General features: G+C 69.3%; 17 protein-coding genes. 4 read left to right on the top strand and 13 right to left on the bottom strand.

Features of this window, described 5'->3' with window-relative positions:
* Nucleotides 1–144: 144 nt before the first annotated feature.
* From ABZS42_RS19970 to ABZS42_RS19985, 4 genes are all read right to left on the bottom strand, one after another.
* Nucleotides 145–1,779, bottom strand: a complete 1,635-nt coding sequence (locus ABZS42_RS19970) for an amidase (protein WP_355147316.1) — start codon at nt 1,777–1,779, stop codon at nt 145–147.
* On the bottom strand, nt 1,776–2,078 hold the full coding sequence (locus tag ABZS42_RS19975; protein WP_355147318.1) for a hypothetical protein: 303 nt from the start codon (nt 2,076–2,078) through the stop codon (nt 1,776–1,778). The genes ABZS42_RS19970 and ABZS42_RS19975 overlap by 4 nt, the downstream gene beginning before the upstream one ends.
* A gap of 269 nt (nt 2,079–2,347) precedes the next feature.
* On the bottom strand, nt 2,348–5,710 hold the full coding sequence (locus ABZS42_RS19980; RefSeq protein ID WP_355147320.1) for a GH92 family glycosyl hydrolase: 3,363 nt from the start codon (nt 5,708–5,710) through the stop codon (nt 2,348–2,350).
* A gap of 260 nt (nt 5,711–5,970) precedes the next feature.
* Nucleotides 5,971–6,501: a hypothetical protein gene (locus tag ABZS42_RS19985; protein WP_355147322.1), complete on the bottom strand. Its 531-nt coding sequence runs from the start codon at nt 6,499–6,501 to the stop codon at nt 5,971–5,973.
* A 228-nt stretch (nt 6,502–6,729) separates the two neighbouring features.
* Between ABZS42_RS19985 and ABZS42_RS19990 the strand changes: the two genes are divergently transcribed.
* On the top strand, nt 6,730–7,452 hold the full coding sequence (locus ABZS42_RS19990) for an SMI1/KNR4 family protein (RefSeq protein ID WP_355147324.1): 723 nt from the start codon (nt 6,730–6,732) through the stop codon (nt 7,450–7,452).
* A 48-nt stretch (nt 7,453–7,500) separates the two neighbouring features.
* Here the strand turns inward: ABZS42_RS19990 and ABZS42_RS19995 are convergent, their stop codons facing one another.
* From ABZS42_RS19995 to ABZS42_RS20015, 5 genes are all read right to left on the bottom strand, one after another.
* Nucleotides 7,501–8,532 carry a phosphatase PAP2 family protein gene (locus ABZS42_RS19995; RefSeq protein ID WP_355147326.1) on the bottom strand — a complete coding sequence of 344 codons (1,032 nt, stop codon included), beginning with the start codon at nt 8,530–8,532 and terminating at the stop codon, nt 7,501–7,503.
* A gap of 176 nt (nt 8,533–8,708) precedes the next feature.
* Nucleotides 8,709–9,329 carry a TetR family transcriptional regulator gene (locus tag ABZS42_RS20000; protein WP_355147328.1) on the bottom strand — a complete coding sequence of 207 codons (621 nt, stop codon included), beginning with the start codon at nt 9,327–9,329 and terminating at the stop codon, nt 8,709–8,711.
* A gap of 327 nt (nt 9,330–9,656) precedes the next feature.
* On the bottom strand, nt 9,657–9,965 hold the full coding sequence (locus tag ABZS42_RS20005) for a MoaD/ThiS family protein (protein WP_355147330.1): 309 nt from the start codon (nt 9,963–9,965) through the stop codon (nt 9,657–9,659).
* Nucleotides 9,962–11,077 (bottom strand): exo-alpha-sialidase, encoded by a 1,116-nt coding sequence (locus tag ABZS42_RS20010; RefSeq protein ID WP_355147332.1) that lies wholly within the window; start codon nt 11,075–11,077, stop codon nt 9,962–9,964. The genes ABZS42_RS20005 and ABZS42_RS20010 overlap by 4 nt, the downstream gene beginning before the upstream one ends.
* Nucleotides 11,078–11,752: 675 nt before the next feature.
* A complete protein-coding gene (locus ABZS42_RS20015; protein ID WP_355147334.1) occupies nt 11,753–13,042 on the bottom strand; it encodes a radical SAM protein in 1,290 nt (429 codons plus the stop codon).
* 382 nt (nt 13,043–13,424) lie between these two features.
* Between ABZS42_RS20015 and sodN the strand changes: the two genes are divergently transcribed.
* The 3 genes from sodN (at nt 13,425) to ABZS42_RS20030 (ending at nt 16,846) form a co-directional block, all read left to right on the top strand.
* Entirely contained in the window at nt 13,425–13,829 is a 405-nt protein-coding gene (sodN, locus tag ABZS42_RS20020) for a superoxide dismutase, Ni (protein WP_355147336.1), read from the top strand.
* Between the two features lie 151 nt (nt 13,830–13,980).
* Nucleotides 13,981–15,828 carry a 2-oxoacid:acceptor oxidoreductase subunit alpha gene (locus ABZS42_RS20025; protein ID WP_355147338.1) on the top strand — a complete coding sequence of 616 codons (1,848 nt, stop codon included), beginning with the start codon at nt 13,981–13,983 and terminating at the stop codon, nt 15,826–15,828.
* Nucleotides 15,821–16,846 (top strand): 2-oxoacid:ferredoxin oxidoreductase subunit beta, encoded by a 1,026-nt coding sequence (locus ABZS42_RS20030; protein WP_355147340.1) that lies wholly within the window; start codon nt 15,821–15,823, stop codon nt 16,844–16,846. The genes ABZS42_RS20025 and ABZS42_RS20030 overlap by 8 nt, the downstream gene beginning before the upstream one ends.
* Before the next feature lie 13 nt (nt 16,847–16,859).
* On the opposite strand, the gene ABZS42_RS20035 is transcribed toward ABZS42_RS20030, so the two are convergent.
* The 4 genes from ABZS42_RS20035 to ABZS42_RS20050 form a co-directional block, all read right to left on the bottom strand.
* Nucleotides 16,860–17,252, bottom strand: a complete 393-nt coding sequence (locus ABZS42_RS20035; protein WP_355147342.1) for an MmcQ/YjbR family DNA-binding protein — start codon at nt 17,250–17,252, stop codon at nt 16,860–16,862.
* A gap of 263 nt (nt 17,253–17,515) precedes the next feature.
* The gene (locus ABZS42_RS20040) at nt 17,516–19,591 is read right to left on the bottom strand and encodes a penicillin acylase family protein (protein WP_355147344.1); all 2,076 of its coding nucleotides are present in this window, start codon (nt 19,589–19,591) and stop codon (nt 17,516–17,518) included.
* A 265-nt stretch (nt 19,592–19,856) separates the two neighbouring features.
* Nucleotides 19,857–21,755: a M14 family metallopeptidase gene (locus ABZS42_RS20045; protein WP_355147346.1), complete on the bottom strand. Its 1,899-nt coding sequence runs from the start codon at nt 21,753–21,755 to the stop codon at nt 19,857–19,859.
* 390 nt (nt 21,756–22,145) lie between these two features.
* Nucleotides 22,146–24,743: a M64 family metallopeptidase gene (locus ABZS42_RS20050; RefSeq protein WP_355147348.1), complete on the bottom strand. Its 2,598-nt coding sequence runs from the start codon at nt 24,741–24,743 to the stop codon at nt 22,146–22,148.
* Between the last annotated feature and the right edge of the window lie 119 nt (nt 24,744–24,862).

Raw genomic sequence — 24,862 nt, forward strand, 5'->3', positions numbered from 1 at the left:
CGGCCTGGGCGGCGGTTCTTCACGGAGGCACGAATTCGTGGATGACGAATTCGCGGGCACACGGTGACCTGAAGCCGGCACACCTCCGCCGATTTCCGACGGCGCGACGGGTAGGGCGGGAACGCCTCCCGCCCTACCCGCGTGTCACTGGGTGAGTTCGGCGACCTGCTCAGCCGTCAGCCGCGGCGCGTCGGCGGCGGACCGCGCACTCATCGCGGCGGGGGACGGGTCGGCGGGACGCCGCAGGTGCCAGTCCGTCGTCGCCTGGTAGGCGGCCACCACCGACAGGAGCCGGTCCTCGGCGTACGGGAGGCCGCCGAGGATGGTGCCGATCGGCACCCCTGCGGCGGTGGACCCGATGGGGAAGGCGATCTCCGGCAGGCCCAGGATGTCGAAGGGCACCGGATCGGTCTGCACCACCACGTCGCACTGGTCGAAGAGTTCGTGCAGGACCCGCTCCATCAGCAGCAGCCTGGCCCGCTGCCCGGTGATGAACTCGTTGCCACCCATCAACGCGCCCTGCAACCAGCTGGTCACCGACACACCGAAGCCGCGCAGGTCCGTACGCAGGTAGGGCATGAACGGCTCGCTGCGCTCGGGCAGGCGGACGTTGTTGAAGGTGCCGCCGGTGAGTTGACTCCACCCCTCCGGCAGGGTCACCTCCACCAGCGTGACACCGGGGATCGCGGCGAGCTGCGCCAGGTACGCCTGACGGGCCAGCGCGGCGGCGGACGTGCCGTTGGCGAACCCGGGCAGCACCCCGATCCGGGTCTCCCAGCGCAGCCGTACCTGGTCGCGCCGGTACACCGGCGTCGCCGCGTCGATCAGATCGGGCACGTCGGGCAGGCCCTGGCTGCGCGGGTCCGCCGGGTCCGCCCCCGCCATCGCGGTCAGCATGATGGCGGCGTCCTTGGCGTCTCGGGCCAGCGGACCGGGATGGTCACGGGTGTAGGTGAGCGGGATGATGCCGGACGCCGAGACGCGACCCATGGTCGGCTTGAGACCGGTCAGGTTCTGGGCGTTGGAGGGAGAGGTGATCGAACCACCGGTCTGCGTGCCGATTCCCGAGGTGGCCATCCGGGCGGCCACCGCCGTGGCGGTGCCCGTGGACGACCCGCCCGGGTCGACGTTGCGGTTGGCCGGCGCCCAGGCGTTCACCGTGGTGATCACACCGGCCGGCGTGGTGGCCCGGGTGGTGGCCAGTGGGCCCATCTGGGTCTTGCCCAGCAGGATCGCGCCGCCCGCCTTCAGGCGGGCCACCGCGGTGGCGTCGTAGGGCGGCACGAAGTTCTCGAAGAGGAAGGAGTTCGCGGTGGTGCGTACCCCTTCGGTGTAGTAGTTGTCCTTGATGGCCAGCGGGATGCCGTGCAGCGCGCCCTGCCGCGGCCGTCGGGCGGCGTCCCGCGCCGCGGCGATGGCCGCGTCGGCGAGTACCAGGTTGAACGCCTGGTAGACGCCGTCGTACGTGGAGATGCGTTCCAGCATCGCCTCGACCAGACGTTGCGGAGTCAGCTTGCCGGCACGGATGAGCCAGGCCGCCTCGGCGATCGTGCATTCGGTCGGATCGGCGAGGGCCTCCGGCCGGGGCTTCACGTAGGCGTTGGGCCGGTCCAGTGCCGGCTTCCCCTTCCCCGCCGGGCCGGCCGGCCGGGGGCCGCTCGCCGTCGCCACCGAGGGCAGCGCGACGGTGACGCCCGCGGCGGAGGCGGCTGCCAGCGCGGCGGCGCGGGCCAGGAACGCCCGACGGTCGATCGAACGGTCGAGTGGTCCGCCAGTCATGCCTTCCGCCATTCCGTGCTGTTCGAGGGGTACAGGACGGGCACCTGCTGCTGCGACAGCGCCTTGGCGGCATCGGGATCGGTGGCGCCGGGGACGGGCAGCTGGTAGGCGGCCAGCGTCGCCACGGTGCCCCGCAAGAACGAGCGCAGCGACGCGAGCACGGAGTCCTGGCCCGGTGAACCGGTCTCCGGATCCGGGGTGGTGCCTGACGGAAGCTGGTCCAGATCGATACCGAGAGCGGCGAGCCGGGCCCTGATCAGGGTGTTGAGCTCAGCGTCGGTCGGTGGAGCAGGGGCCATTGGCTCTCCCAAGTGATGCATGGCGATATGCCGTTGCGCGAAGTGATCTGAACCTAGGCCCACCCCGATGATCTGGAAGCGCCGTCGACATGGAAATTGAGCAATATTTGAGTCTCCGCTCGACGGCTCCTCTCCCCCGCCGACGCGCGAGGGCCTGTTCCACCCCCGTGGGGCGGAACAGGCCCTCGTCTCAACCGGCGGCACCTGCCGGACAGCGCCGGCGTGTGCTCACCGTTCGACAGTCAGACGTCCTGTCGCTTCGGCTCCGGTCAGGCCGTCGCCACGCCGAAGACGTGGATGACGCCGCCGTTGGTGTTGGTCGGGAGCGTCAGGCTGGCCAGCTGCTTGCCCGGCAGCAGCTCGATGGGCGCGGTCGCGAAGACGTACGTGGTCACCGGGTCGATGCCGGTGCCCATGTAGTCGCGGTACGCGGTCCGCACGGCCGTCAGGTTGCCGAAGGAGGGCTGCTGGCTGCCGCCACCCAACGTCCAGTCGCTGAAGCCGATCTCCGCCTGCTGGGTGGTGCCGTCGGTGTACGTAAGCGTCACCGTGCCGCTCGTGGCCTGGAAGGCGGCGCTGCCCAGCACGCTGAGCTTGGTGTCGCCCTCGGCCGGAGTGACGCGAAGTACCTGCCCGCCACCGCCGACGACGATGTTGTCGGGGTCGCCGGGAGCCACGTTCGGCCAGGTGAAGTCGAACTCGTTCACCGAGACGGTGGAGCCGGGCCGCACCCCGGCCGCCTCGAGCGCCGTGGCGGAGTAGCTCCAGCCGCCGGTGTCGAAGTTGGCCTGCGGGTTGGTGTCGTCGGCCGAGATGCCGTTGCTGTTCAGGTTCCACAGCACGCTGTCCCGTACGGCGACCGTGATCGGGAGCGTCACCTCGGGCAGCGCCTCACCGGACGAGGTGGTGGCGGTCACCGAGATCGTGTAGGCGCCGGGCTTGATGCCGGCGTCGGGCGAGACGGTGAGCGTCCTGGCGACCGAGCCGTCACCGGAGAGCGCGACTTCACCGTCGGCGGGCGTCACGTTCAGCCCGGCGGGCGCGGTGACGTGCCAGCGAACCTTGGTCGGGTCGCCGGTGAGCGCCTGCACCTGGTACGTCGTGTCCGACTTGCCGCCCGGCTCCACCTTCATGGTCTGCGGGCTGACACCGGTCAGGTACGGACGGCCGTGCCCGAACGACGGCGGCGCGTCCGCGGACGAGGTGCCCCAGGACTGGTTCGGCTTGCCGGCGAGCTCGAAGTCGAGCTTGCCGCCCTTCTCGACGAGCGAGGCGGGCACCCAGGTCTTGGTCGACTTCTTGCCGTCGACCCGCACCGACTGGATGTAGAGGTTCTTCGCCGAGGCGTCGGGAGCGTTGATGGTGATGTTCCGGCCCGGTCCCCGGTTGATCACCGCGTGGGTGAAGAGCGGGGCGGAGAGCACCAGGTCGGCGCGGCTGGGGTTCTGCGGGTACAGGCCCAGCGCGGAGAAGACGTACCACGAGGACATGGTGCCGGCGTCGTCATTGCCGGGGATGCCGCCCGGGGTGTTGCTCCAGAGCTGGTCGATCACCGCCCGGACCGTCTCCTGCGTCTTCTGCGGGACGCCCAGGTAGTTGTAGACGTACGGCGCGTTCATGTCCGGCTCGTTGGTCGGGTCGAACCGCGTGAGGTCCCGGGCGGAGAAGTCGAAGCTGCCGTCCGGCGTACGGAAGAAGGAGTCGAGCCGCTGCTCGGCCGCCTTGTTCCCGCCCATGGCGCGGGCCAGACCGGCCAGGTCGGAGTACACCATCCAGGTGTAGCGGGCGCTGCTGCCCTCGACGAACCCGTTCTCGGTGGCCGGGTTGAACGACTGCTCCGCCCACGCGCCGTCGGCCTTGCGGGCCCGCAGGTAGCCGCCCTGCGGGGTGGCCGTCAGGTCGAACACGTTGCTCCAGTTCCCCGAACGGTCGAGGAACGCCTTCTGGTTCGCGTGGTCGCCGAGGCGTCCGGCCAGTTCGGCCAGGCCGAAGTCGGCGACGGCGTCCTCCAGCGTCTCGGCCGCGCCACCCCAGCAGGAGCAGCCGTCGGCCGGCACGTAGCCCAGTTCGAGGTACTTGTCCAGGGCGGGACGCTGCCCGACGCACGCGACGTTGCAGCCGCTGCTGTCCGAGTCGTTCGCCGTCGGAACCGTCGCGGCGGTGATCAGCGAGTTCAGGGCGCCCTTGACGTCGAAGTCCCGACCACCGAAGGCGTAGATGCCGGCGAGCGCCGGAGCCGACGGGTCACCCGACATGACGGCGGTCTTGCCGTTGATCAGCAGCCAGCGGTCCCACTCGCCGTCGCGCTGCGACGCGTAGTTGAACAGCGACTGGGCATAGTCGCTGCCGGCCTTCGGGTTGATCAGGGTCATCAGCTGCACCTGGGCCCGGTACTGGTCCCAGCCGGAGAAGGTGCCGTACTGCACCTTCTGACCCTTGGCCAGCTGGTGGGGCTTGCCGTCGGCGCCGAGGTAACGGCCGTCGACGTCGCTGGCGATCGTGGGTTCCAACATGGAGTGGTACAGCGCGGTGTAGAAGCTGCTGAGCTGGTCGGCGGTCCCGCCACCGACCTTGATCTTGCTCAGTTCCCGCTGCCACGCCTTGGTGGCCTCCGTGCGGACGGCGTCAAAGGTCTTCTGCTGCGGGTTCTCCGCCCGCAGGTTGGCCTCTGCGTTGTCCAGGCTGACGTACGAGACGGCCACCTTGACGCCGACCTGAGTCGTACCGTCGGCGAAGGTGACGTAGGCGCCGGAGCCCTTACCCGCGGTCGGGAAGCCGCTGGTGACACCGGTGCCGCCCGAGGCAGAGGCGCTGCCCGCCGTCACGGTGCCGTCCTGCCAGGTGCCGAACCGGGCGAACGGCTGGTCGAAGTGCGCGGTGAAGTGCAGGGTGTACGTGCCCTTGCGGTTGTTCGGGCTCTGCGGGCCGCAGAAGTTGCCCGCGGTGACCGAACCGGTGACGGTCCGGGCCTCCGCGTCCACCTGCACGGTGGCGTCGGTGCTGCCGGTCTCCGAGTTGGCGGTCCGGAACAGCATGCTGGCGGGCTGGTCGGCCGGGAACCCGAAACGGCCCGACCCGGTGCGCTCGGTGGTGGTCAGTTCCGCCGACGCGCCGCTGTCGAGGGCCACCCGGTAGTAGCCGGCCCGCGCCGTCTCGTTGGCGTGCGAGAAGTTGCTCGCGTACTTCGCGTCGGAGACGTCGATCGTGGGCGATGAGTCGACGTCACCCACGTACGGCATGATCGGGATGTCGCCGGCGCCGCCGTTGCAGCCGACGCCGTTGAGGTGGGTGAGGCTGAAGCCACGGACCCGCGTCGCGCCGTACTCGTAGCCCCCGGGTGCGGGGGTGGAGACCTGGTTGCCGCGGGTGGTTTGCGGACTCCACGACAGCATGCCGAAGGGGCGTACCGCCCCTGGGTAGGTGTTGCCGAGGTTCGTGGAGCCGATCAGCGGGTTGACGTAGGAGGCGGGGTCGGTGACCAGGTGCGGTGGCCCCGCCGGCGGGGCCGGCGGGGCGGCGATGGCTGGGGTGCCCGCGGCGGCGGTCGCCAGTACGGCTACGGCCGCGGCCGCGATCCCGGCGAGGGTTCGGCGTCTTGCGGTCTGCGCCGCACGCGCCAGTGGGTCTGACACTTTTTGCTTGCCCTTCAGTTGACGGACCCGCGCTGTGAGCACGACGAAGACAGCGATGCGCCGGCGTGCAGTCCACACCGGAGGGCCGTCCCGCGCCGTTCTGACAACGTTGTCGGAAGCCAACGAAGGATGTTCTGCCTTTCCCGGCGACGTGTCAAGATCCTTTTGGCCGGAAATGTGGATCAGTCGCCGAGGCCGGCGGGCGGACGTGACCACCGCGGCGACGGGCGTGCCGCCCGCGCCCCGGCTCCCACTGCATGTCAGGCGCCCCAGGAGGGGTCCAGGACATCGACGAGCTTCGCCCGGTCGAACACCCGGCTCCGGGACTCCTCGATGAGCTGCCGCGCCCGCTCGGCGACCGGGCCGACGAGCCGGCCGCCGCGCTTGACCACCATCCCGTCGACCAGCACGGTGTCGACGTCACCAGGCCCCGCGTTGGTGCCGGCCGCCAGGCCGGCGGAGGCGATACGCCGGTGGCTCCGGCCGCAGCCGACCACGGCGACGGCGGCGAGGCCGACCAGCGCCAGCGCCGCGAACCCGGCCAGGGCACCGCGCGCTCTGGCGATCTGGCTGGCGACGCCGAGCCCGATGACCGGGACGGACAAGCCTGCGTAGCTGGTGACGAACAAGGTCGCGAGCGTGCCGGCTCGTCGGTCCACCTCGCTGAGCTGCACGACCGTGGTGAGGCAGGCCCGGAAGAGCAGCCCGGCGGCCCCGCCGGTGACCGCGCCGAGTTCCCGCTCGTGGAGATCTCGTTGACCGCCACCGGTGGTGGCGGCTCGGTCGATCACCTGGAGCGCATCCGGGACGGTTCGCTGGAACTGGCCGCGGTGATCACCCCGGATCGGAGCCGGGGATCCGCCGACAGGTGCTCTCGACCGACGAGGTCGTCCTGGCCTGCCCACCCGATCACACCCTGACCGACCGGAACAGCGACCGTCGACGACGGCCGCGACCCGTCAACAACCGGGAAGCCGCGCCCGCGTCCGGACACGGCGACGATGTCTAGACTTCGCGCCGTGACAGGACACGGGACCGACGAAGGCGTGACCGAGGCATGGAAGCGGATCGAGGACGGGCTGAGTCGCGTCCTGCCGGCTTCGCTACGGCACCTCGCCGCACCGGCCGAGGTCCAGGAGATCGATGCGGTGGAGGCCGCCCTGGCCCAGCCGCTGCCCCCGGATCTGCGCGCCAGTCTCCGCGTGCACAACGGAACCACGTGGCCCCATGCCGGGTCGGGTCAGCCCAGCCCGGTGCCGCTGGACTGGTTCTACGACACCAGCCAGATCATCGAGGCGACCCGGATGTGGCGCGACAACCACAATCCGGAGCCGGAATGGGACGATCCCCAGGTCTGGGCGTACCTGGTCGACGAGGAGCTGATGCGCCTGAACGGTCCCGTACGCCCGGTCGTGGGTACGGCGGGCACGGTCGTGGTGGGCGACATGAACGGCGACGTACATTGGCTGCTCGACTTCGACCCAGCGCCGGGCGGAACGCCCGGACAGGTCGTTCGGGTCGACATCGAGTGCTCCTCGTGGGACGTGCTGGCGCCGTCCTGGGCGCAGCTGCTCCACCGTTACGCCGAGGATCTGGAGCTGTTCGCGGCTGACCCCGGCAGGTCGACCCTCACGATCGATCAGGACCTCGGACCGGCGTGCGAATGGGGCATGACGTCCGAACTCTGGGCAACGCGTCCCGCGTGGCTGCAGGGCGTTGAGGCCCGTAATCCGCACCTCTGACGGTCTGAGGCCCACCCGCCGGTCCCCGCTGCTCGGGTGCTGACCGCACTACCCGAGGCGCTGGCGGTACTCGGGTTCCCCGGCGACGACGTCCTGCACCAGTTCGCCGTGCCGCGCGTCGACGCGCCACAGGCCGTCTCGACGGACGAGTTCGGCGAGCGCCGGTAGGTCCATGCTCGGCGCAGCTCGATCATCTGCGCGCACGCCGCCAACCAGGCCATCGCTGCCCTGCCATCGCCCGGGTTGCCGAGCCGGTGAGCTGACCCAATAGCCGCCACGCAGATTCTCATCCGGCGGGAGCCGGGTTCCGGCGACAGGGACGGCGGCCGGTGCCGGCAGCAGCGGGCGTACGGCCGTACTCGCGGTGGCCGCGCCGACGGGCGCTGCGTGAGGTCGCGGCACCAGCAGCAGGATCACACCGAGCAGGGCCAGCACGGCCACCGCGTCGAGCCAGTAGTGGTTCCCGGTGAGCACCACGACGGTGAGGGTGACCAGGGGATGCAGCAGCCAGAGCCAGCGCCACCGGCTGCGGCCGGCGGCGATCAGCACGATCGCGACCACGGTGGCCCATCCGACGTGCAGCGAGGGCATGGCGGCATACTGGTTGGAGAGGGTGTCGGTGGCGGGGTCGCCGTACGCCCGCGGTCCCATCAGCTGGCCCGTGTCCAGCATGCCGGTCGCGGAGAGCAGGCGCGGTGGCGCCATCGGTACGAGCGCCTGGATGGCGAACCCCACTACGCACAGCACCGCGAGGACTGTCCGCGCCCACCGGTACACGGCGGGCCGGAACAGGTACGTGTACAGCAGCAGCGCCCCGGTGGCCGGGAAGTGCACCGAGGCGTAGAACATGTTCGCCGCGCGGACCAGGTCACCGTGCGGCAGGAAGGCCCGCTGCAGCGACGCCTCGTCGGGCAGTCGCAACGTGCGTTCCAACGCCCAGAAGTGCGTGGCGTTGTCGTATGCCATGGAGAGGTCCCCGACGACGAACAACCGGGTGATCTTGTATGCCAGGAACAGTGCGCCCACGAGCAGCAGTTCCCGAAGGGCGTGCGGGCGCTTCCCGCGGTCGTCGGCACCCACGGCGTTCCTTTCGCGCGACGAGGGATGGGCAGGTAGAGGGCTGGATTCGCCGGTGAACGGCGACTGCCCTTCGGTCGGGGGCTGGTCAGGCGGGGGTGCGCTCGCGGCGTTCGGCTCGATGTCGAGCGGCCGGCGCGGTGGTCTGATCACGTCGGCCTGGTCGCTGCCCGCCCGGCTCAGATGGCCGGTGCGGCACGGCCGAGGGGAAGACCTTCGCGCAGCTGCGCGATGCTCATCCGGACGAGATCGGGAAGGGTGGCTTCGGTCTCCCCGCCGGCCCAGAACGTGAGCACCGCCCGCATGGTCGCGCCGGGGACGGCAGCCAGCAGATGCGGAGCGAGGTCATGCTCGATGTCGGCGCCGGTGCGCTCGGCGATGACCTCGGCGATTAGCCGCTCGACACGACCGAACACCGCCAGTTGCTGCGCCAGCATCGCCGGGTGCTCGGAGCAGACCCGCACCAGCGTCGCGACGTCGCGCTCCCGCTCGCCGAGCACTGTCATGATCATGTCGGGCAGGACGTGCGCGAGCGAGTCCCACACCGGCTCGTCGGCGGGTCGGGCACGTAGCGCCTCGACGAGCGAGTTCGCGCGCAGCAGGATCCCGTCGAGGATCGCCTCTTCGCGGCTCGCGAAGTAGTTGCGGAAGGTCCGGGGCGACACTTCCACTGCCGCGGCGACCGCTTCGGCGGTCACCGCCTCGATCCCGTGCTCGGTCATCAGTGACCACGCCGCATTGCTGAGCGCGATGCGGGTCGCGAGCTTCTTCCGCTCACGCAAGCCAAGATCCGAGGTCACGCGACAACTATCCGCGCGCACTTCTCAGGCGGCAAAGTTTCCATGTCGGAAAAATGGTGCAATGAGTCACACTCATGATCGCTACCGCGCCGCCGTGTGCCGCACGACACTCAGCGGGCCTGATCAGCACCAGGAACGCTCGCCGCGCAGGGCCGAGCGGAAACCCTGGCCGGATCGGCATCACCATCGCGACCTGCGAGAACACTGGCGGCCGACGGCAGCGGACGGTTGCCGTCCACGCCTGACTGCCTGACCGGGGCATCGATTGGATGCCAGGGAGACCCGGTCGGGCCGGGGACGGCCCCCCGGCCCGGGCAGGTCGGACGGCTATCCCCCGGCCATAGCGCCGAGGACGATGAACGGCTCCTTGCCGGCGACGACCTCCTCGGGCAGCGGCGCGTCGGGCGAGTCGTTGGAGAGGTCCTCCTCGCAGGCGTAGAAGCGGACGAACGCGCGGCGCTTGCCGCTGTGCCGGTCACGGATGGTCCCGAGCAGCATCGGATACCGCGCCTCGAGAGCGTCCAGCACCGAACGCTGGGTGACCGCGCCGTCCGGCCCGGTCACCTCCTCGAGACGCACCTCTCCGGTGACGTGTGCCAGGTTCTTCAGGTGGGCCGGGAGGAGCACCCGGATCACGGCAGCACCTGAGCTTCCACGGAGAGCACGGGCGGCAGGTCCCGGACGATCGACGCCCAGCTGTCGCCGCCGTCGGCCGAGTGGTAGACCTGGCCGCCGGTGGTGCCGAAGTAGATCCCACCCGGGTCGAGCGTGTCGACGGCCATCGCGTCGCGCAGCACGTTGACGTAGCAGTCGGACTGCGGCAGCCCCCTGGTCAGCGGCTCCCACTCGCCGCCACCGGTGCGGCTGCGGTACACGCGCAGCTTGCCCTCCGGCGGGTAGTGCTCGGAGTCGCTCTTGATCGGTACGACGTAGATCGTCTCCGGCTCGTGCGGGTGCACGGCGATCGGGAAGCCGAAGTCCGACGGCAGGTCGCCGCTGACCTCGCGCCAGTTCGCCCCGGCGTCGTCGCTGCGCATCACGTCCCAGTGCTTCTGCATGAACAGGGTGTCCGGTCGCGACGGGTGCTGGGTGATGTGGTGCACGCAGTGGCCGACCTCGGCGTCCTGGTCGGGGATCTCCCCGGAGCGCAGGCCCTTGTTGATCGGCAGCCAACTGTCGCCGCCGTCGTCGCTGCGGAACGCGCCCGCCGCCGAGATGGCGGTGTAGATCCGGCCCGGATGCGTCGGGTCCAGGATGACCGTGTGCAGGCACAGGCCGCCTGCGCCGGGTTGCCAGGACGGCCCGGTCGGGTGGGTGCGGAGCGCGGTGAGCTCGGTCCACTTGAGGCCACCGTCGGTGGACAGGTAGAGGGCGGCGTCCTCGGCCCCCGCGTACACCGTGTCGGGGTCGTCGCGGGACGGCTCCAGGTGCCAGACGCGCTTGAACTCCCACGGACGTGGGGTCCCGTCATACCAGAGATGCTCGCCGACCTCGCCCGCGTAGGCGAAGTCGTTGCCGACCGGGTTCCAGCTCTTGCCACCGTCGTCCGACCGCTGGATCAACTGACCGAACCAGCCACCGGACTGCGAGGCGTAGAGCCGGTTCGGATCGACCGGAGACCCGGTCAGGTGGTAGATCTCCCAGCCACCGAAGTGCGGTCCCTCGACCGTCCAGTCGCCGCGCCCGCCGTCCGACGTCAGCACGAACGCACCCTTGCGTGTGCCCACCAGCACCCGTACGCCAGTCATGCCCGAATCCTTCCGTTCGGTTCGGCAGTGCCGTCGGGTGAGGACCCGTCACCACGCCGAAGCTCATCGGTCACCGTCAGTCGTACTCTCCGGGTACGACGAATTGGTGTCCATGTGCCCGACGGCGTGTCGGAGAAGCAGACGTGATGGGTTTCCGGGGTCACGTCCCGTCCGGTCGGCAGCGCACGCCTCACCGATGCGGCCAGCCAGCCCGACCAGGACGATGGCGTGTCCATCAGTTCACGCCGGGGACGCGTCTGGCTACCGGCGGGGCAGGCAGCCGTACTGTTCGAAAAGCGCAAGGTGGCGACGAACAACCGCCTGAGCAGGCATTCGCCTGGAGCGGGCTACTGCGATTCAGCCCATGCTTCGACGGCAGCGGCGAACTGGACGGCCGGAAGCCTCACCATGACAGCGTCGCCCGATGATCGCCCGCTGTTGGCGACCTCAAGCCCGAGCAGGGCGAGATCACCGGCGCGAAGCCGAGAACGGGTTTGCTCGCAGGTTTCGTCAGCAACCGGTCCTTCCTCATCTCGCTCCCAAGCGCCCATCCTGAGCGAGCTGCCATCCACGTGCGATTGCCAATCATGACGGGGGCGCGGGATTCGAGGACTGCGGCTCCGGCCATCGGGTGGGGCGAGTTGCCCCACCCGATGAATGCGCCGCTCGGCTTGCTCAGCCTTCGGCTGCCGCCGGCTCCGCCGACAGGCTGTCCATGAACGAGCTGACCGAGAAGACGGCCCGGCCGGGGCCGGCGGGGCCGTAACCGGGCGGGCTGGACAAGCCGTTCGCCTCCATCGTCGCGCGGTAGATCTCCAGCAGCCGGATGTGGTACTCGAGCGGCGCGCCCTGCGGGTTGCTGCGGCCGAGCGGAGTGGTCGGCTCTGGGCACCAGGTGGTGAACCGGGGGGTGATACCGCGGGACATGAAGTACTGCAGGCCCTCGGCGGTCGACTCGATCGCCTCGTCGACGGTGGTGAAGCCGTGCGGGGCGGCCATCTCCACTCCGGCGACGAAGTTCGGGATGACGTTACGAGCCCCGAAGACCTCGGCGGAGTCGAGGATGCGCCGGTGCCACTCCTCCCGGCCCACGTACCGCTCCTTGCCCGGGCAGTAGAGCTCGAAGAGACGCTTGTCCCACACCTCGTAGTTCGGGTGGTAGATCCGGATCCCGTAGTCGTGGAAGCGCTGCACGTCGGCCCGCGGCAGCGCCTGGGCGACCACCTTGCCGATCCACCGGCCCGGGAACCGCTCCTCGATCGCCTGGGCGTAGCGGCCGTAGAAGTCGGCCTCGGCGAGCCCGTCGACCTTCGAGGTGATGCTGCCGCCGGTCAGCGTGTACGCCTTCGACGCGCGGGCCGTGTCGTACTTGTCGATGATGGCCAGCGCTTCGAGGACCTCGTCGACCGGCTTGACCCCGGTGTACGGGCGGCCGGCCTGCTTGTGCTGACGCCAGTTGTGGTTGATGTCGCAGTACTGGCACTCCTCCTTCGCGCCGAAGTACTGGCAGACCCGGAAGGCGGTCAGGTAGATGAGGTAGCCCCACTGGATCGTCGGCGCGACCTCCATCACCGACTTGCCGTTAGCGAGCGTGTGCCGGTAGTAGTCCGGCATCGGAGGAAGGCCCACCTCGGCGATCGCCCGCCCGTCGAGGAAGAGCTTCAGCCTCCCGTCGTCATCGGGCTTGACCCGGTACGGCGAGTCGGGGTTGGTGCGGACCGAGACGACGGTACGGCGCAGCTCGTACGGGCCACCGGTGAGCACGATCTCCTCCGGCGGGCGGCGCAGCGCGGCCGCACCCAGCTCCGGCAGCGTCCGGTGGTCGAACGAGAAGATGAAGTACGACTTCGGCTTGACGTCGCCGCCTTCGTTCTCCGTCAGCGCCGAGTCGTCGAAGGCCAGGCCGCCGCGCAGCAGGTCCTCCTTGATGACCGCCTCGCGCGGCACGTGAGGAAATCGTCCCATGAGATCTTCGATGAGATCGGTACGCGACGACATGCGCCCTCCCAGTACGTCGTGCACGGACGCGCCAGCGGGTTCGTGCGGTGGACTTCAGGTTTCCGGCGGCCCGGTATTCGAGGGGGCAAACCGTAGCACTCACCTCGCGGCCACCTGAGGGGTTGAGAGCCAGTTCACGAGCGGTTGACCTGAAGTGCGGTTCAGGTCTTAGCGTCGTGCTGTCGACCACCTACCGGTGCTGACGCCTGCGTGCTCAGCAGTGCCGGGACCGACGTCGACGCGCGGTCCGAGGCAGCGGCGGACGGCTCGTCCACCACGACCCCCGAGCTCACCGCCCGCTGCCGGAACTGACATCGTCTGCACCATCACCGGAAGGAGAATGAGTCGGATGCGACTGGCACGTTTCCTCACCCCCCGCACCACGGCGAGCGCTCACTGCGATCTGCCGTGTGGTGTCTACGACCCGGCCCAGGCACGGATCGAGGCCGAGTCGATCAAGGCCATTTGTGAGAAGTACCAGGCCAACGAGGACCCGGAATTCCGCACGCGCGCCCTGATCATCAAGGAGCAGCGGGCCGAGCTGGTCAAGCACCACCTCTGGGTGCTGTGGACCGACTACTTCAAGGCGCCGCATTTCGAGAAGTACCCGCAGCTGCACGGCCTGTTCAACGAGGCCACCAAGCTGGCCGGCGCCGGCGGCGCGAAGGGTTCCGCGGATCCGGAGGTCGCGACCCGGCTGCTCGCGAAGATCAACGAAATCTCGGAGATCTTCTGGGAGACCAAGCAGGCCTGATCCGCGGCGGGGCGGGCCATCGCGGCCGCTCCCAAGCCTCCACCGCGACGGTCCGCGGGTGAGGCACCGCACCCTCTCGTGCGCGCCGCCTCACCCGCGGACCCCGCCAGTGAATGCCGCCCTCCCGCTCGACCAGAAGGGGTCAACCGACGTGACCAAGCAGATCCGTCAACTCGACCGGGTGGTCATCCGATTCGCCGGTGACTCCGGTGACGGCATGCAGTTGACCGGCGACCGGTTCACGTCGGAGACGGCGCAACTGGGCAACGACATCTCGACGTTGCCCAACTTCCCGGCGGAGATCCGGGCGCCCGCCGGGACGTTGCCGGGTGTGTCGAGTTTTCAGGTGCACTTCGCCGACCATGACGTCCTGACTCCCGGTGACGCGCCGAACGTGTTGGTGGCGATGAATCCGGCCGCGTTGAAGGCGAACCTGGCCGACCTGCCCCCGGGGGCGGACATCATCGTGAACACCGATGAGTTCACCAGACGCAGTCTGGCCAAGGTCGGCTATGCGACCAGTCCGCTCGACGACGGCTCGCTCGCCCCGTACTCGGTGCACCCGGTGGCGCTCACGTCGATGACGGTCGGCGCGCTGGCCGACGCCGCAGTGGCGAAGAAGGACGCCGAGCGGGCCAAGAACATGTTCGCGCTCGGGCTGCTCTGCTGGATGTACTCCCGGCCGTACGAGTCGACGCTGCGGTTCCTGGAGCGCAAGTTCGCGACGCGTCCGGACCTGGTCGGGGCGAACAAGGCGGCGTTCCGGGCCGGTTGGAACTACGGGGAGACCACCGAGGCCTTCGCGGTGCGGTACGAGGTGAAGCCGGCCCGGATGCGCCCCGGCACGTACCGCAACATCACCGGCAACCAGGCGCTCGCGCTCGGGCTGGTCGCCGCGGGAGTGCGCTCGAAGCTACCGGTCTTCCTGGGCGCGTATCCGATCACCCCGGCCTCGGACATCCTGCACGAACTCGCCAAGCACAAGAGGTTCGGCGTCACCACCATGCAGGCCGAGGACGAGATCGCCGCGGTCGGCGCGGCGCTCGGCGCGTCATACGGCGGAGCCCTGGGCGTGACCACCACGTCCGGGCCCGGGGTGGCGTTGAAGAGCGAGACCATCTCCCTGGCGGTGGCGTTGGAGCTGCCCCTGGTGATCGTCGACGTGCAGCGCGCGGGCCCGTCGACCGGCATGCCGACGAAGACCGAGCAGGCCGACCTGAACCTGGCCCTCTACGGCCGCCACGGCGAAGCGCCGCTCGCGGTGATCGCGCCCAGGTCACCGTCGGACTGCTTCTACGCGGCCCTGGAAGCCGCCCGGATCGCCCTCACCTACCGCACCCCGGTGATCCTGCTGTCGGACAACTACGTCGCCAACGGCTCGGAGCCGTGGCTGCTGCCCGACGTCGACTCCCTGCCCGACCTGCGCGTCGAGTTCGCCACCGCCCCCAACGGCGAGGACGGCACCACCTTCCTGCCGTACCTGCGCGACCCGGAGACGCTGGCTCGCCCGTGGGCCATCCCCGGCACCCCCGGTCTGGAACACCGGATCGGCGGACTGGAGAAGGCCGACAAGACCGGCGACATCTCCTACGACCCGGCGAACCACGACTTCATGGTCCGCACCCGGCAGGAACGCATCGACGCGATCGTGGTGTCGGACGTCGACGTCGACGATCCGGACGGGACCGCACGAGTGCTCGTGCTCGGCTGGGGCTCCACGTACGGGCCGGTCGGCGCCGCCTGCCGGGCGCTGCGGGAACGCGGACTGCCGATCGCGCAGGCGCACCTACGGCACCTCGCGCCGCTGCCGGCGAACCTGGGTGAGGTGCTGGCCCAGTACGACAAGGTGGTCGTCCCGGAGATGAACCTCGGCCAGCTGGCCCATGTGGTCCGGGCGAGGTATCTGGTCGACGCGATGCCCTTCAACCAGGTCAGCGGCCTGCCGTTCACGGCCGCGACCCTGGAGAACATGCTCGAGGACGTGGTCAAGAATGCCTAACCCAATTCCCGTCACTCCCGTGAAGCTCACCGGCAAGGACTTCAAGTCCGACCAGGAGGTGCGCTGGTGCCCGGGTTGCGGTGACTACGCGATCCTCGCCGCCATCCAGCAGTTCATGCCCGAGCTGAACATTCCGCGGGAGCGGACCGTCTTCATCTCCGGCATCGGCTGCTCGTCGCGCTTCCCGTACTACATGAACACGTACGGCATGCACTCCATCCACGGCCGCGCTCCGGCGATCGCCACCGGCCTGTCCGTCTCCCGACCCGACCTCTCGGTGTGGGTGGTGACCGGCGACGGCGACGCGCTCTCCATCGGCGGCAACCACCTGATCCACGCGCTGCGACGCAACGTCAACCTCAAGATCCTGCTGTTCAACAACCGGATCTACGGACTCACCAAGGGGCAGTACTCCCCCACCTCCGAGGTCGGGAAGATCACCAAGTCGACCCCGGTCGGCTCGGCGGACGCACCGTTCAACCCGCTCTCCCTGGCCCTCGGCGCGGAGGCCACCTTCGTGGCCCGCACCATCGACTCCGACCGCAAGCACCTCCAGTCGGTGCTGCGCGCCGCCGCCGAACACCAGGGATCGGCGTTCGTGGAGATCTACCAGAACTGCAACATCTTCAACGACGGCGCCTTCGACCTGATCAAGGACCCGGCGACCCGGGACGAGCACCTGATCCGGCTCGAGCAGGGCCAGCCGATCACCTTCGGCAACGACGGCCGGTTCTCGGTCGTACACCCCGAGGGCAGCTTCGGTCTGAGAGTGCAGGAGGGTGGCACCCCGATCGTCCACGACGCCACAGTGGATGATCCAGCGTACGCCTTCGCCCTCACCCGGCTCTCCGGCTCCGACCTGGCCACCACCCCGATCGGCGTCTTCCGGAACGTGTCCCGGCCGTCCTACGACGAAGTCGTGCAGAAGCAACTCGTTGACGCGGCGGCTGAGGCCACCGGCACGCCTGAGGAGATGCTCGGTGAGCTGCTCAGCAGCGGTGACACCTGGACCGTCTGATCCCACCGTCAGTTCACCCGGCCGGGGTGCCCCACCCGTTCGAGGCGGTGTGCTCGGTGACGATCCCGTCCGGCGCGCGCATGCGCCACGCGTCGGTGACGAGTTCGCTGAGGCGTTCGACGGTCACCTGGTCCAGTCGAAGCATGACCAGGGGCAGTCCGTCGTAGGCGGGCGTGGTGAAGAATCGCTCGGGTTCGCCGAGCAGCAGCGCCTGCTTCTCTGCCTCGTCACCGACGTACAGCACCGCGATGTCGGTCCGGATGACCCGCGGGCGGCCCGGTTCGCGTTCGGGATACGACCAGACGAAGCCCTTGCCGGCGACCCGGAAGTCGAAGCCGTCGCTGTCGATCTCGACCACGTGTGGTAGCGCGAGCGCCAGCTGACGCACGTCGTCGGCGTCAGCCATGGAGGTCTCGCTCGGATGCCGGATCCCGCATGGGCACAGGCTAACCGCCGGCGGTGACAGTTCGCGCCGCACCGGAGGCGGCGCACGCGACCCGTCCCCGGCGCAAGCTGGTCACGGCGCGAACCGATCACGGCGCGGGTCGACCCCGAGGCGCGCAGCAGCCGGTGATCCGCCGGAGGTGCCTCGGCGTCGACGAGCTCTCCGCCGCGGGATCGGTGGCACGGCCGCATGAGCGCCACCGGTCACCGATCCCGAGCGACTGATCAGCTGCCCGGCTTGTAGATCCGCTCGATGTGGCCCTTGAGTTCCTGCGGATAGAAGTAGACCGGCCGGAGGTCACCGCTGGCGTAGCGTTCGACCTGGTCGTCGAAGTGGGGCGAGTCGGGGTGCCCGCTCGCGCCGCCGGCCGTCACCGCCCAGGCGCGCAGCTTCGGCCCGAATTCGACGACCGCGACGAAGCTGTTGCCGCTGGTGCCGTAGTAGCGCTTCGTGCCCGGGTAGCGCCGCGCCCCGAACGAGGCGAGGGAGCCCCACTGCGCGGAGGTGAAGGGAACCGGGGAACTCGGTTTGGTGTCGTCGAACGTCTGGTTGATCGCACCGTCGTTGCGCTGGAAGCGGTTGATCTGCCCCCAGGGCACCTGCCAGCTGCCGAAGTCCTGGGTCAGCCGGGCGGCGGCCTCCTCGAGCGCGGTGAGCCGCTGCGCGTCGGTGGCGCCCTCGGCGAGATAGTCCCACATCGACATGCCCGCGTCCCTGGCGGCCTGGGACAGCGGGGCCCAGAGAGCCTCCCCCCAGAACACGGCCAGCGACGTGGCGGTCGACTCCGCGCCCCACCGGTAGTCCCAGCCGCGCAGCAGGTCGACCGGTTCGGCGAGCCCGGCCCGCTGCCGGTCGCCGGCGGGCAGTTTGTCCCAGGCGGCGACGAGCTGCGGCACGAGGCGGGCGAAGGCGGTCAGGTAGGTGTCGAATGCCGCTGCGATCAGGCTCTGCGGGGTGAAGCGGCGTTGCGCGGTCAGCACCCGGATGGCCTGCGGTCCGCGCGGGTTCTCACCGGCCTGGTCGAAGTATCGCGGGTAGTCCTCGGCCTTGGGGCTGTACGGGCCGGCGGCGGTCCAGGGCCAGTTGTTGGTGTTGAACGCCCAGCCGTTCCTCGGGTTCACTGCTTGCGGCAGGCCCTTGAGGCTGTGCAGCCCGCGCCAGTCGGTCGCCGGGTCGCTGCCGTCGACAGGTTTGCGGTAGTCGAAGCGGTCGTCGCGTACCGGCATGAACTGCGGCACCAGGAAGGCGATCTCGCCCTTGGAGTCGGCGAAGAGCGTGTTGTTCGAGCTGTTGGCCTTGTAGCCGGCCACCTGCATGAAGTCCGCGTAGTCCCGGGTCTTGGTGCGCAGGAAGCTCTGCAGCAGCGCCTCCACGGGCTTGTTCATCAACGCGAACGCGATCCACTTGCCGTCCGCCTCACGCACGATCGGTCCGTGGTGGGTGGCGAAGGTGGTGAAGGTGCGCTTCGCCCGCCCGCCGTCGGCGGTGCGGTACGACAGGGTGATCGTCTTGCGTGTCACCGGTCGCAGCGCGTCGCCGTAGCGGTAGTAGTGGCGACCTCCTGCCCTGGTCACGATCGTCTCGGCGAACTCGTCGACGTTGTCGACGCCGCTGGAGGTGTGCATCCAGCCGGTGTCCTGGTTGAAGCCCTGATAGATGAAGAACTGCCCCCAGGTGGCCGCGCCGTACGCGTTGAGCCCCTCGCCGCTGGTCACGTGCTGCTCAGAGCGGAAGAAGAAGCTGGTGTGCGGGTTGATCAGGAGTAGCGCGCGGCCGTCCCGGGTGTGGCTCGGTGCGATCGCCATCCCGTTCGAGCCCGACGGTTCGCGGAACAGCAGTCCGCGCTCCTCGTCGGTCATCTCGACCTGGCGGTTGTCGTAGAACGCTTCGAGCTGGGTGAGCGGGACGCGTTCGATGTCCCCGCCGATGCTGCCCTCGGAGAAGCTCAGCGGCATCCACGGCTCGAACCGTGTGATCACGCGTGGCCGCACCTCGGGGTGCGTCGCGAGGAAGTAGTTCAGCCCATCGGCCCACGCCTGCATGAGCTTGCGCAACCAGGCCGGACTCTCCGCGTAGTACCGCTTCAGCACTCCGGGGTCGATGAACAGTCGCTGGCGCAGGTCCTGCCAGATGGCGCTCTCGCCCTCGGCCTCGGCGAGCCGGCCGAGGCTCACCAGGTAATTGCGTTCGATCCGGTCGAAGTCGTCCTCGGCCTGGGCGTAGATCATGCCGAACACCGCATCGGCGTCGGTCTTGCCGACCACGTGCGGGATGCCCCAGTCGTCGCGGGTGATCGTCACGTGTGCCGTTTGCCTACGCCAGCGGGCGAGGTCGGGCCCGGGTTTTTTGGGGGCGGCGGACGCGCCGCCGGACGGCAGGCCCGTCGCGACGGCCGCCGCACCGGCGGCCAGCCCGGCCGCTCCGCCAAGGACGCGACGACGGCTGAGCCGTCCGTTCTGCAGGTTGTTCATGAGTTGGTTCACTTTCTCCGTTCAGGGTTGCGCGAGATTGCCGGCACGGGGCGGGCGTCGCTCCGGGGTTCGGGGCGACGCCCGCCGCATGCGTTCAGTTCAGTCGTACGGACGTGCTGTCCAGACCGCCCCGGATGCTGACCGCGTTCACCGTGACCGTGTCGGCGTCGGATTTGACGACCCGGAGTCGTACCTTCTGGTCGTCACCACCGTCGAGGTAGAACTGCGGAGCGTCGCCGACCCTGCGTGCGCCTTGGACCGTGACGGTGTCCGGTGCGACGATCTTGACCTCCTTCGCCTGCTCCAGGGCCGTCGGGATACGGCCGGTGTTCTTGACGGTCGCCGTGATCTCGTGCGTGGCGCCGTCGGCCTGGTTGCCCTTGAGCTTCTTGACCTGGACCCTGGTGAGGTCGACCTGCGGCAGGGACTGGGTCAGGTACAGGTTGAACTGGGCCTGGTTGGCGGCCCACTCGCCGATCAGGTCGTCCGACGGGTTCTGGGACCAGAACTTGGGGTTGATGCCGCCGATCTCAACGGCTCCGAGCGTGGGATGCTGTGCCTTCGTCCAGGGCAGGAAGCAGTTCGTACGCCCGTTCTCGGCGCACCACCGCGACCGCTCCCAGTCGGCCCAGCGGCCGTCCTTGTCGTAGTCGGTGAAGTCGCCACCGTTCCAGATCTCGTCCCCGTACCAGATGGCGCCGTACTGGAAGTAGCCGAAGTCCGGGCCGTGCCCGAAGAGAGCCTGCGGGTCGCCGCCGTTGCGGGTGGCGTAGTCGATGTAGACGCTGCCGGCATTGCGGTAGCCGGTGAACGAGACCCCGGCCTTGTCGAAGTGCTCGTAGAGCTTGCGGTCGCTCTTGTACATGCATTCGTCCGGGTCGCAGGTCGACGGGCCGCGCAGGTGCATGGGCACTCGGGTGTCCATGCTGTTCACCGCGGCGATGTTGGTGTGCGACATCAGCCACGTGTAGACGTGCTTGGTCTCCGGCTCCGACAGCGGGTACTCGCCGGCGCCGCCCTGGGTCAGGTTGCGCCCGGTGGCGTCGTCCTCGCTCATGGGGTGCCAGTTGTAGGGGTAGTTGCGGTGCAGGTCGAGGCCGCCGATGCCGTCTTCGTTGTAGCGGCCGTCACCGTCGTTGTCGATGCCCTCGGAGAACATGAGGTAGTCGCCGTTGCCCGCGCCGACGCTAAGCATCGCGTTCCCGGCCGGGTCACGTGCGTCGACGACGTGGGTGCCCTTGCCGGGGCCGACGTACTGGCGCATCTGGCTCAGGTAACCGTCGTCGTTGATGTCCTCGCCCGGGTCGTCGTCGCGCTTACCGTCGCCGTCGTTGTCGTACGGCCGCACCGTCGAGCGGTTGGTCTGGGCGGTGTAGAGGTACATGTTGTGGCCGTCGGGGTTGTTGACGGGCCGGATGTAGACGGTCTTGTCGTCGAGCAGCTTGTCGACGGTCCGGTCCTTGCCGGCGTTCGTGATGAGGTGGTGCGCCAACCACAGCGAACTCTCGGCCGACGAGGTCTCCCCCGAGTGCCGGTTGCCCTCGAAGTACGCGGCCGGCTTCTCGGTGTCCTTCCCGGTCGACTTGTCCGTGATGGTCAGCTGGTAGATCGGCTGGCCGCTGTAGCTCTCACCGACGATGTACAGGTCGACGATGTCGGGACGCTCGTAGGCCCACCTCTTCAGCCACCACTGGATCTCGATGCCGGTGTGGAAGTGGTCGAAGTCAATCTGGCCCGGCTTCGTCGGCTGCACCTGGTCGTAGTTGACGACCTTGAACGTGCTCTCCCCGTCGCGTTGTCCGGCGATGGTGATGGTGGGGGTCGTCGGCGTCACGCTGCCGGGGAACGGCCCCGGGTCCTGCGGCGACTGCAGGCCGACGGTGAAGGTGGGGGTCGCGGACAGGGCGGCGTCGTCGAGGGCATCGCCTCCGCCTGCGCCCCAGAGCGGTGCCGTCCCGACGGCGAGGACGCCCGCGGTCAGGATCGCCAACATGGCTGTCGAGCGCTTCTTCCTCGGCGAGCGTCGGACCGCGACGTCATGGTCAGTGGTCTGCGGCTGGTCGGGCGGACGTGGTGAAACTTCGGAGCCCAAGGCAAATCTCCCGGTGTTTGGTTGCCCATCGCCGACAGGCAGGGCAATTACTTCGCGTAAGGGGGTGGCCACCCTGCGGGTACTCGAGCTGGGATCACCGTAATCGGCCAAAATATGAATGTAAATATCTGAATGCGTTCAGGTCCTTACGCATCCGCTGGTCGCCCGCGGCCGACCAGCGGCGCAGGCATCCCTCGACGGCACCTGTCACCTGCGCCGCGACGGCGCCGAACAACCGGATGAGACGTGGTGGGCCGACGATCGCCGGCCCACCACGTGCGGCAGAGCGCGCTAGAGGGCCGCGCAGTCACCGCCCTTGGCACCGTTGACCGTGTTGGGCGCGCCGAAGTCCTTGACCGCCGCGCTGTTGCCGGCACAGCTCAGCGATCCGTTGATCCGGCTGCCGACCAGGATCGGCCCGTAGGCACCGGCCAGCCGGCTGTACCGGTCGTTGGCGCTCACCTGGACGTTCTGAGCCAGGCTGACCGAACCGTTGAAGGTGCTGCCGGCGATCGTCACGTCCCGCATGGTGCCGGCGATGTGCGTGGCGCCGTTCACCGTGCTGCCGAAGAGCTGCACCGCCTGGGCTCCGGTGGCCGACAACGTGCCCGTGATCGAGCTGTCGCGGACCACCAGCGAAGCGCCCGGCTTGACCGACACCGCACCCACCACCTGGGCGTCCTTGAGGCAGGTCACGCCCTCGCCGGCCACGACCCGCGACTGCGAGCCGGTCAGCGTCCGGGTGCAGTCGGGCGACGCGCCGGGCAGCACCGTGGCCCGGTACGCGCTGGGCTGCCCGACATTGCCGGCCGGGTCGATGGCCCGGTGCTCGACGAGGTGCGTGCCGAATCCCGGCACGAACCCGCCGGCGGGGTGGTCGTCCGGCAGCGTCTGCTCGAACGCCGCCCTCGACAGACCGCCCGTGCCGAGGTTGCCGTACGTCAGCGCCTTGACGTCCGTGCCGGAGTGGCGGAACTGGAACGGCGAGGAGGGCATCGGCTGCTCGGGGAAGCCGAAGTAGTTGTACCAGCCGTCCTTGTCGAGCCGGAACTGACCGACGACGTAGCGATCCTCGTCGTAGCCGGTGTGGTCGTCGCGTGGGTCCAGCCGCATGTCCCACCCGTTGAAGTACACCGGGTGCTCCATGCTGCCGGCGAGAGTGGTCAGCGGCTGCGACAGGGTACGGGGTGCCGTGGGCAGGGCGTTGTCGACGGTCCACTCGACGCGGTCGGAGACGCCGCCCGGATCGGCCGGGTCGGTCACCGTCGCGGTCAACTTGTGGGTGCCCGCCGCCAGCTGCAACGCGCCGAGGTCGAGGTTGCGGCTGTTGTGCGGGTTCGGTACGGCCTTACCGTCCAGCGACCAGGTCACGTCGAGGATCCGGTCGTCGGGGTGGTTGGTCCGCACGTACACGACCTCGTCACCGGCGACCGGCTGGGTGTTCATGGTGTGGCTGGTGAAGGTCGCCGCGGGCGCCGACGGCGTCACCTTCGTGTCACCGACCGTCCACTGCCGGGTCTGCACGAACCGCGGGCCGTTGTAGCCGGAGTTCGTGGCCGTGTTGCCGGTGGACGGATTGCGAACCCAGTCGGTGCCGTCCGGTCCCACCGGGTCGCGCACCTCGACGTGCACCACGGTCCCCGCCGGCAGGTCGAGCGCGCCGAGGTCGACCTCGCGGCTGTTGTGCGTGTCGAGCACGGTGCCGTCCGGTCCGCCGATCCGCCAGGTCACCTGCAACTCGTGATAGCGCGGCTGCCCCGTCTCGACCCACAGCACGCTGTCGGAGGCCACCGTGCCCACGGGCGTGTGCCGCACGTTCATCTGCCCGGAGTTACGCATGCCGGTGACCCGGGCGACCATGTGCTCCAGGCCGACCTGGTCGAGGTCGAACCCGATCCAGCGCATCATCGAGTGTTCGCTGGGCCGGCGCTGGCCACACGGGTAGCTGCCGCCACCCTCGTGCAGCCCGATCGTGCCGCCGGACAGGCTCTCCTCGCCGACCCAGCGCCACCACTTGTGCTGGTCCTCGACCATCTTCTGCGGGTCGGCGTAGGTGCTGTGGTGGAAGCTGTTGGGCTCGCCGCCGGTGTAGCAGTTGCGGACCACGTCCCGCGAGGAGTACGGGTACTCGTCGGCCAGCGTGCCGAGCGAGTGGCCGATCTCGTGCAGCGAGATCAGCGGGCCCTGCGGGGAGCCGCCCGAGGTCGTCGCGTTGGTGCCGCCGATCCCGCCGTACGTGAACGTGTTGAAGATCGCCAGCGTCTGCAGGTTCTGTGCGGTGCGGGGAATGCCCAGCACCGGCGCCACGTAGGTGTCGAGGATCCGGTTGTGCGCCTGGTTGCCGGTTTCGCAGGGGTTGACCCCGGCCGGATAGTAGGCGGCGAAGTCCTGACAGTTCTCCGGTGCGCCGCCGTAGACGGTGCCCCGCGACAGTGGGTCGTTGCAGCCGTTCTGGTAGATCATCCGCAACGCGGTGTTCTTGGCGTTGATCGGCCCCTCACGCTCTCCGGTGTCGCGGACCGTGCCGTCGGGATGACGTACCCGGCCGTCCGGGTCGCACCGGACGCCGTAGTCGATCGAGGCGATCTCCACCGCGTACACGTTGATGTAGTCGCGGTAGGTGCGGAACGGCTCCGTGGCCCACATGATGGCCAGGTTGCGGTCCACGTCCTGGAGGAAGAGCTGCTGCTGGTCCCACTGGTAGCCGTCACCCATGATGATCAGGTTCAGCCGCTCGGCCGCTGGGCCGGTGACCTGGATCGGGTGCACCTTCGGGTTCGGCAGCGGCATCGGTGGACCATCTGCCGGAGCTCCCCTCGCCGGGCCGACCCCGCCCAGCAGGCTGGCCACCAGGACCACCGCCGCCAGGGCCGCAACCTTGAGTTTCACTGGCTCCCCACCTCACATTCCGTCAACCGGTATCTATCTCCGGCCTTCAGAAGCTAGTTCGGAGCTCGGGTGAGGCGCACCAGACACCTGATGGAACTTCCGTCGCCACCACCCGTTCA

Source organism: Micromonospora sp. NPDC005367 (assembly GCF_040606825.1).
Taxonomy (GTDB): domain Bacteria; phylum Actinomycetota; class Actinomycetes; order Mycobacteriales; family Micromonosporaceae; genus Micromonospora.

Bases quoted from the DNA above. Each gene is read 5' to 3' on its own strand.
- ABZS42_RS19970 (WP_355147316.1), bottom strand. From the start codon at position 1,779: ATGACTGGCGGACCACTCGACCGTTCGATCGACCGTCGGGCGTTCCTG.
- ABZS42_RS19975 (WP_355147318.1), bottom strand. From the start codon at position 2,078: ATGGCCCCTGCTCCACCGACCGACGCTGAGCTCAACACCCTGATCAGG.
- ABZS42_RS20010 (WP_355147332.1), bottom strand. From the start codon at position 11,077: ATGACTGGCGTACGGGTGCTGGTGGGCACACGCAAGGGTGCGTTCGTG.
- ABZS42_RS20015 (WP_355147334.1), bottom strand. From the start codon at position 13,042: ATGGGACGATTTCCTCACGTGCCGCGCGAGGCGGTCATCAAGGAGGAC.
- sodN (WP_355147336.1), top strand. From the start codon at position 13,425: ATGCGACTGGCACGTTTCCTCACCCCCCGCACCACGGCGAGCGCTCAC.
- ABZS42_RS20030 (WP_355147340.1), top strand. From the start codon at position 15,821: ATGCCTAACCCAATTCCCGTCACTCCCGTGAAGCTCACCGGCAAGGAC.
- ABZS42_RS20035 (WP_355147342.1), bottom strand. From the start codon at position 17,252: ATGGCTGACGCCGACGACGTGCGTCAGCTGGCGCTCGCGCTACCACAC.
- ABZS42_RS20045 (WP_355147346.1), bottom strand. From the start codon at position 21,755: ATGTTGGCGATCCTGACCGCGGGCGTCCTCGCCGTCGGGACGGCACCG.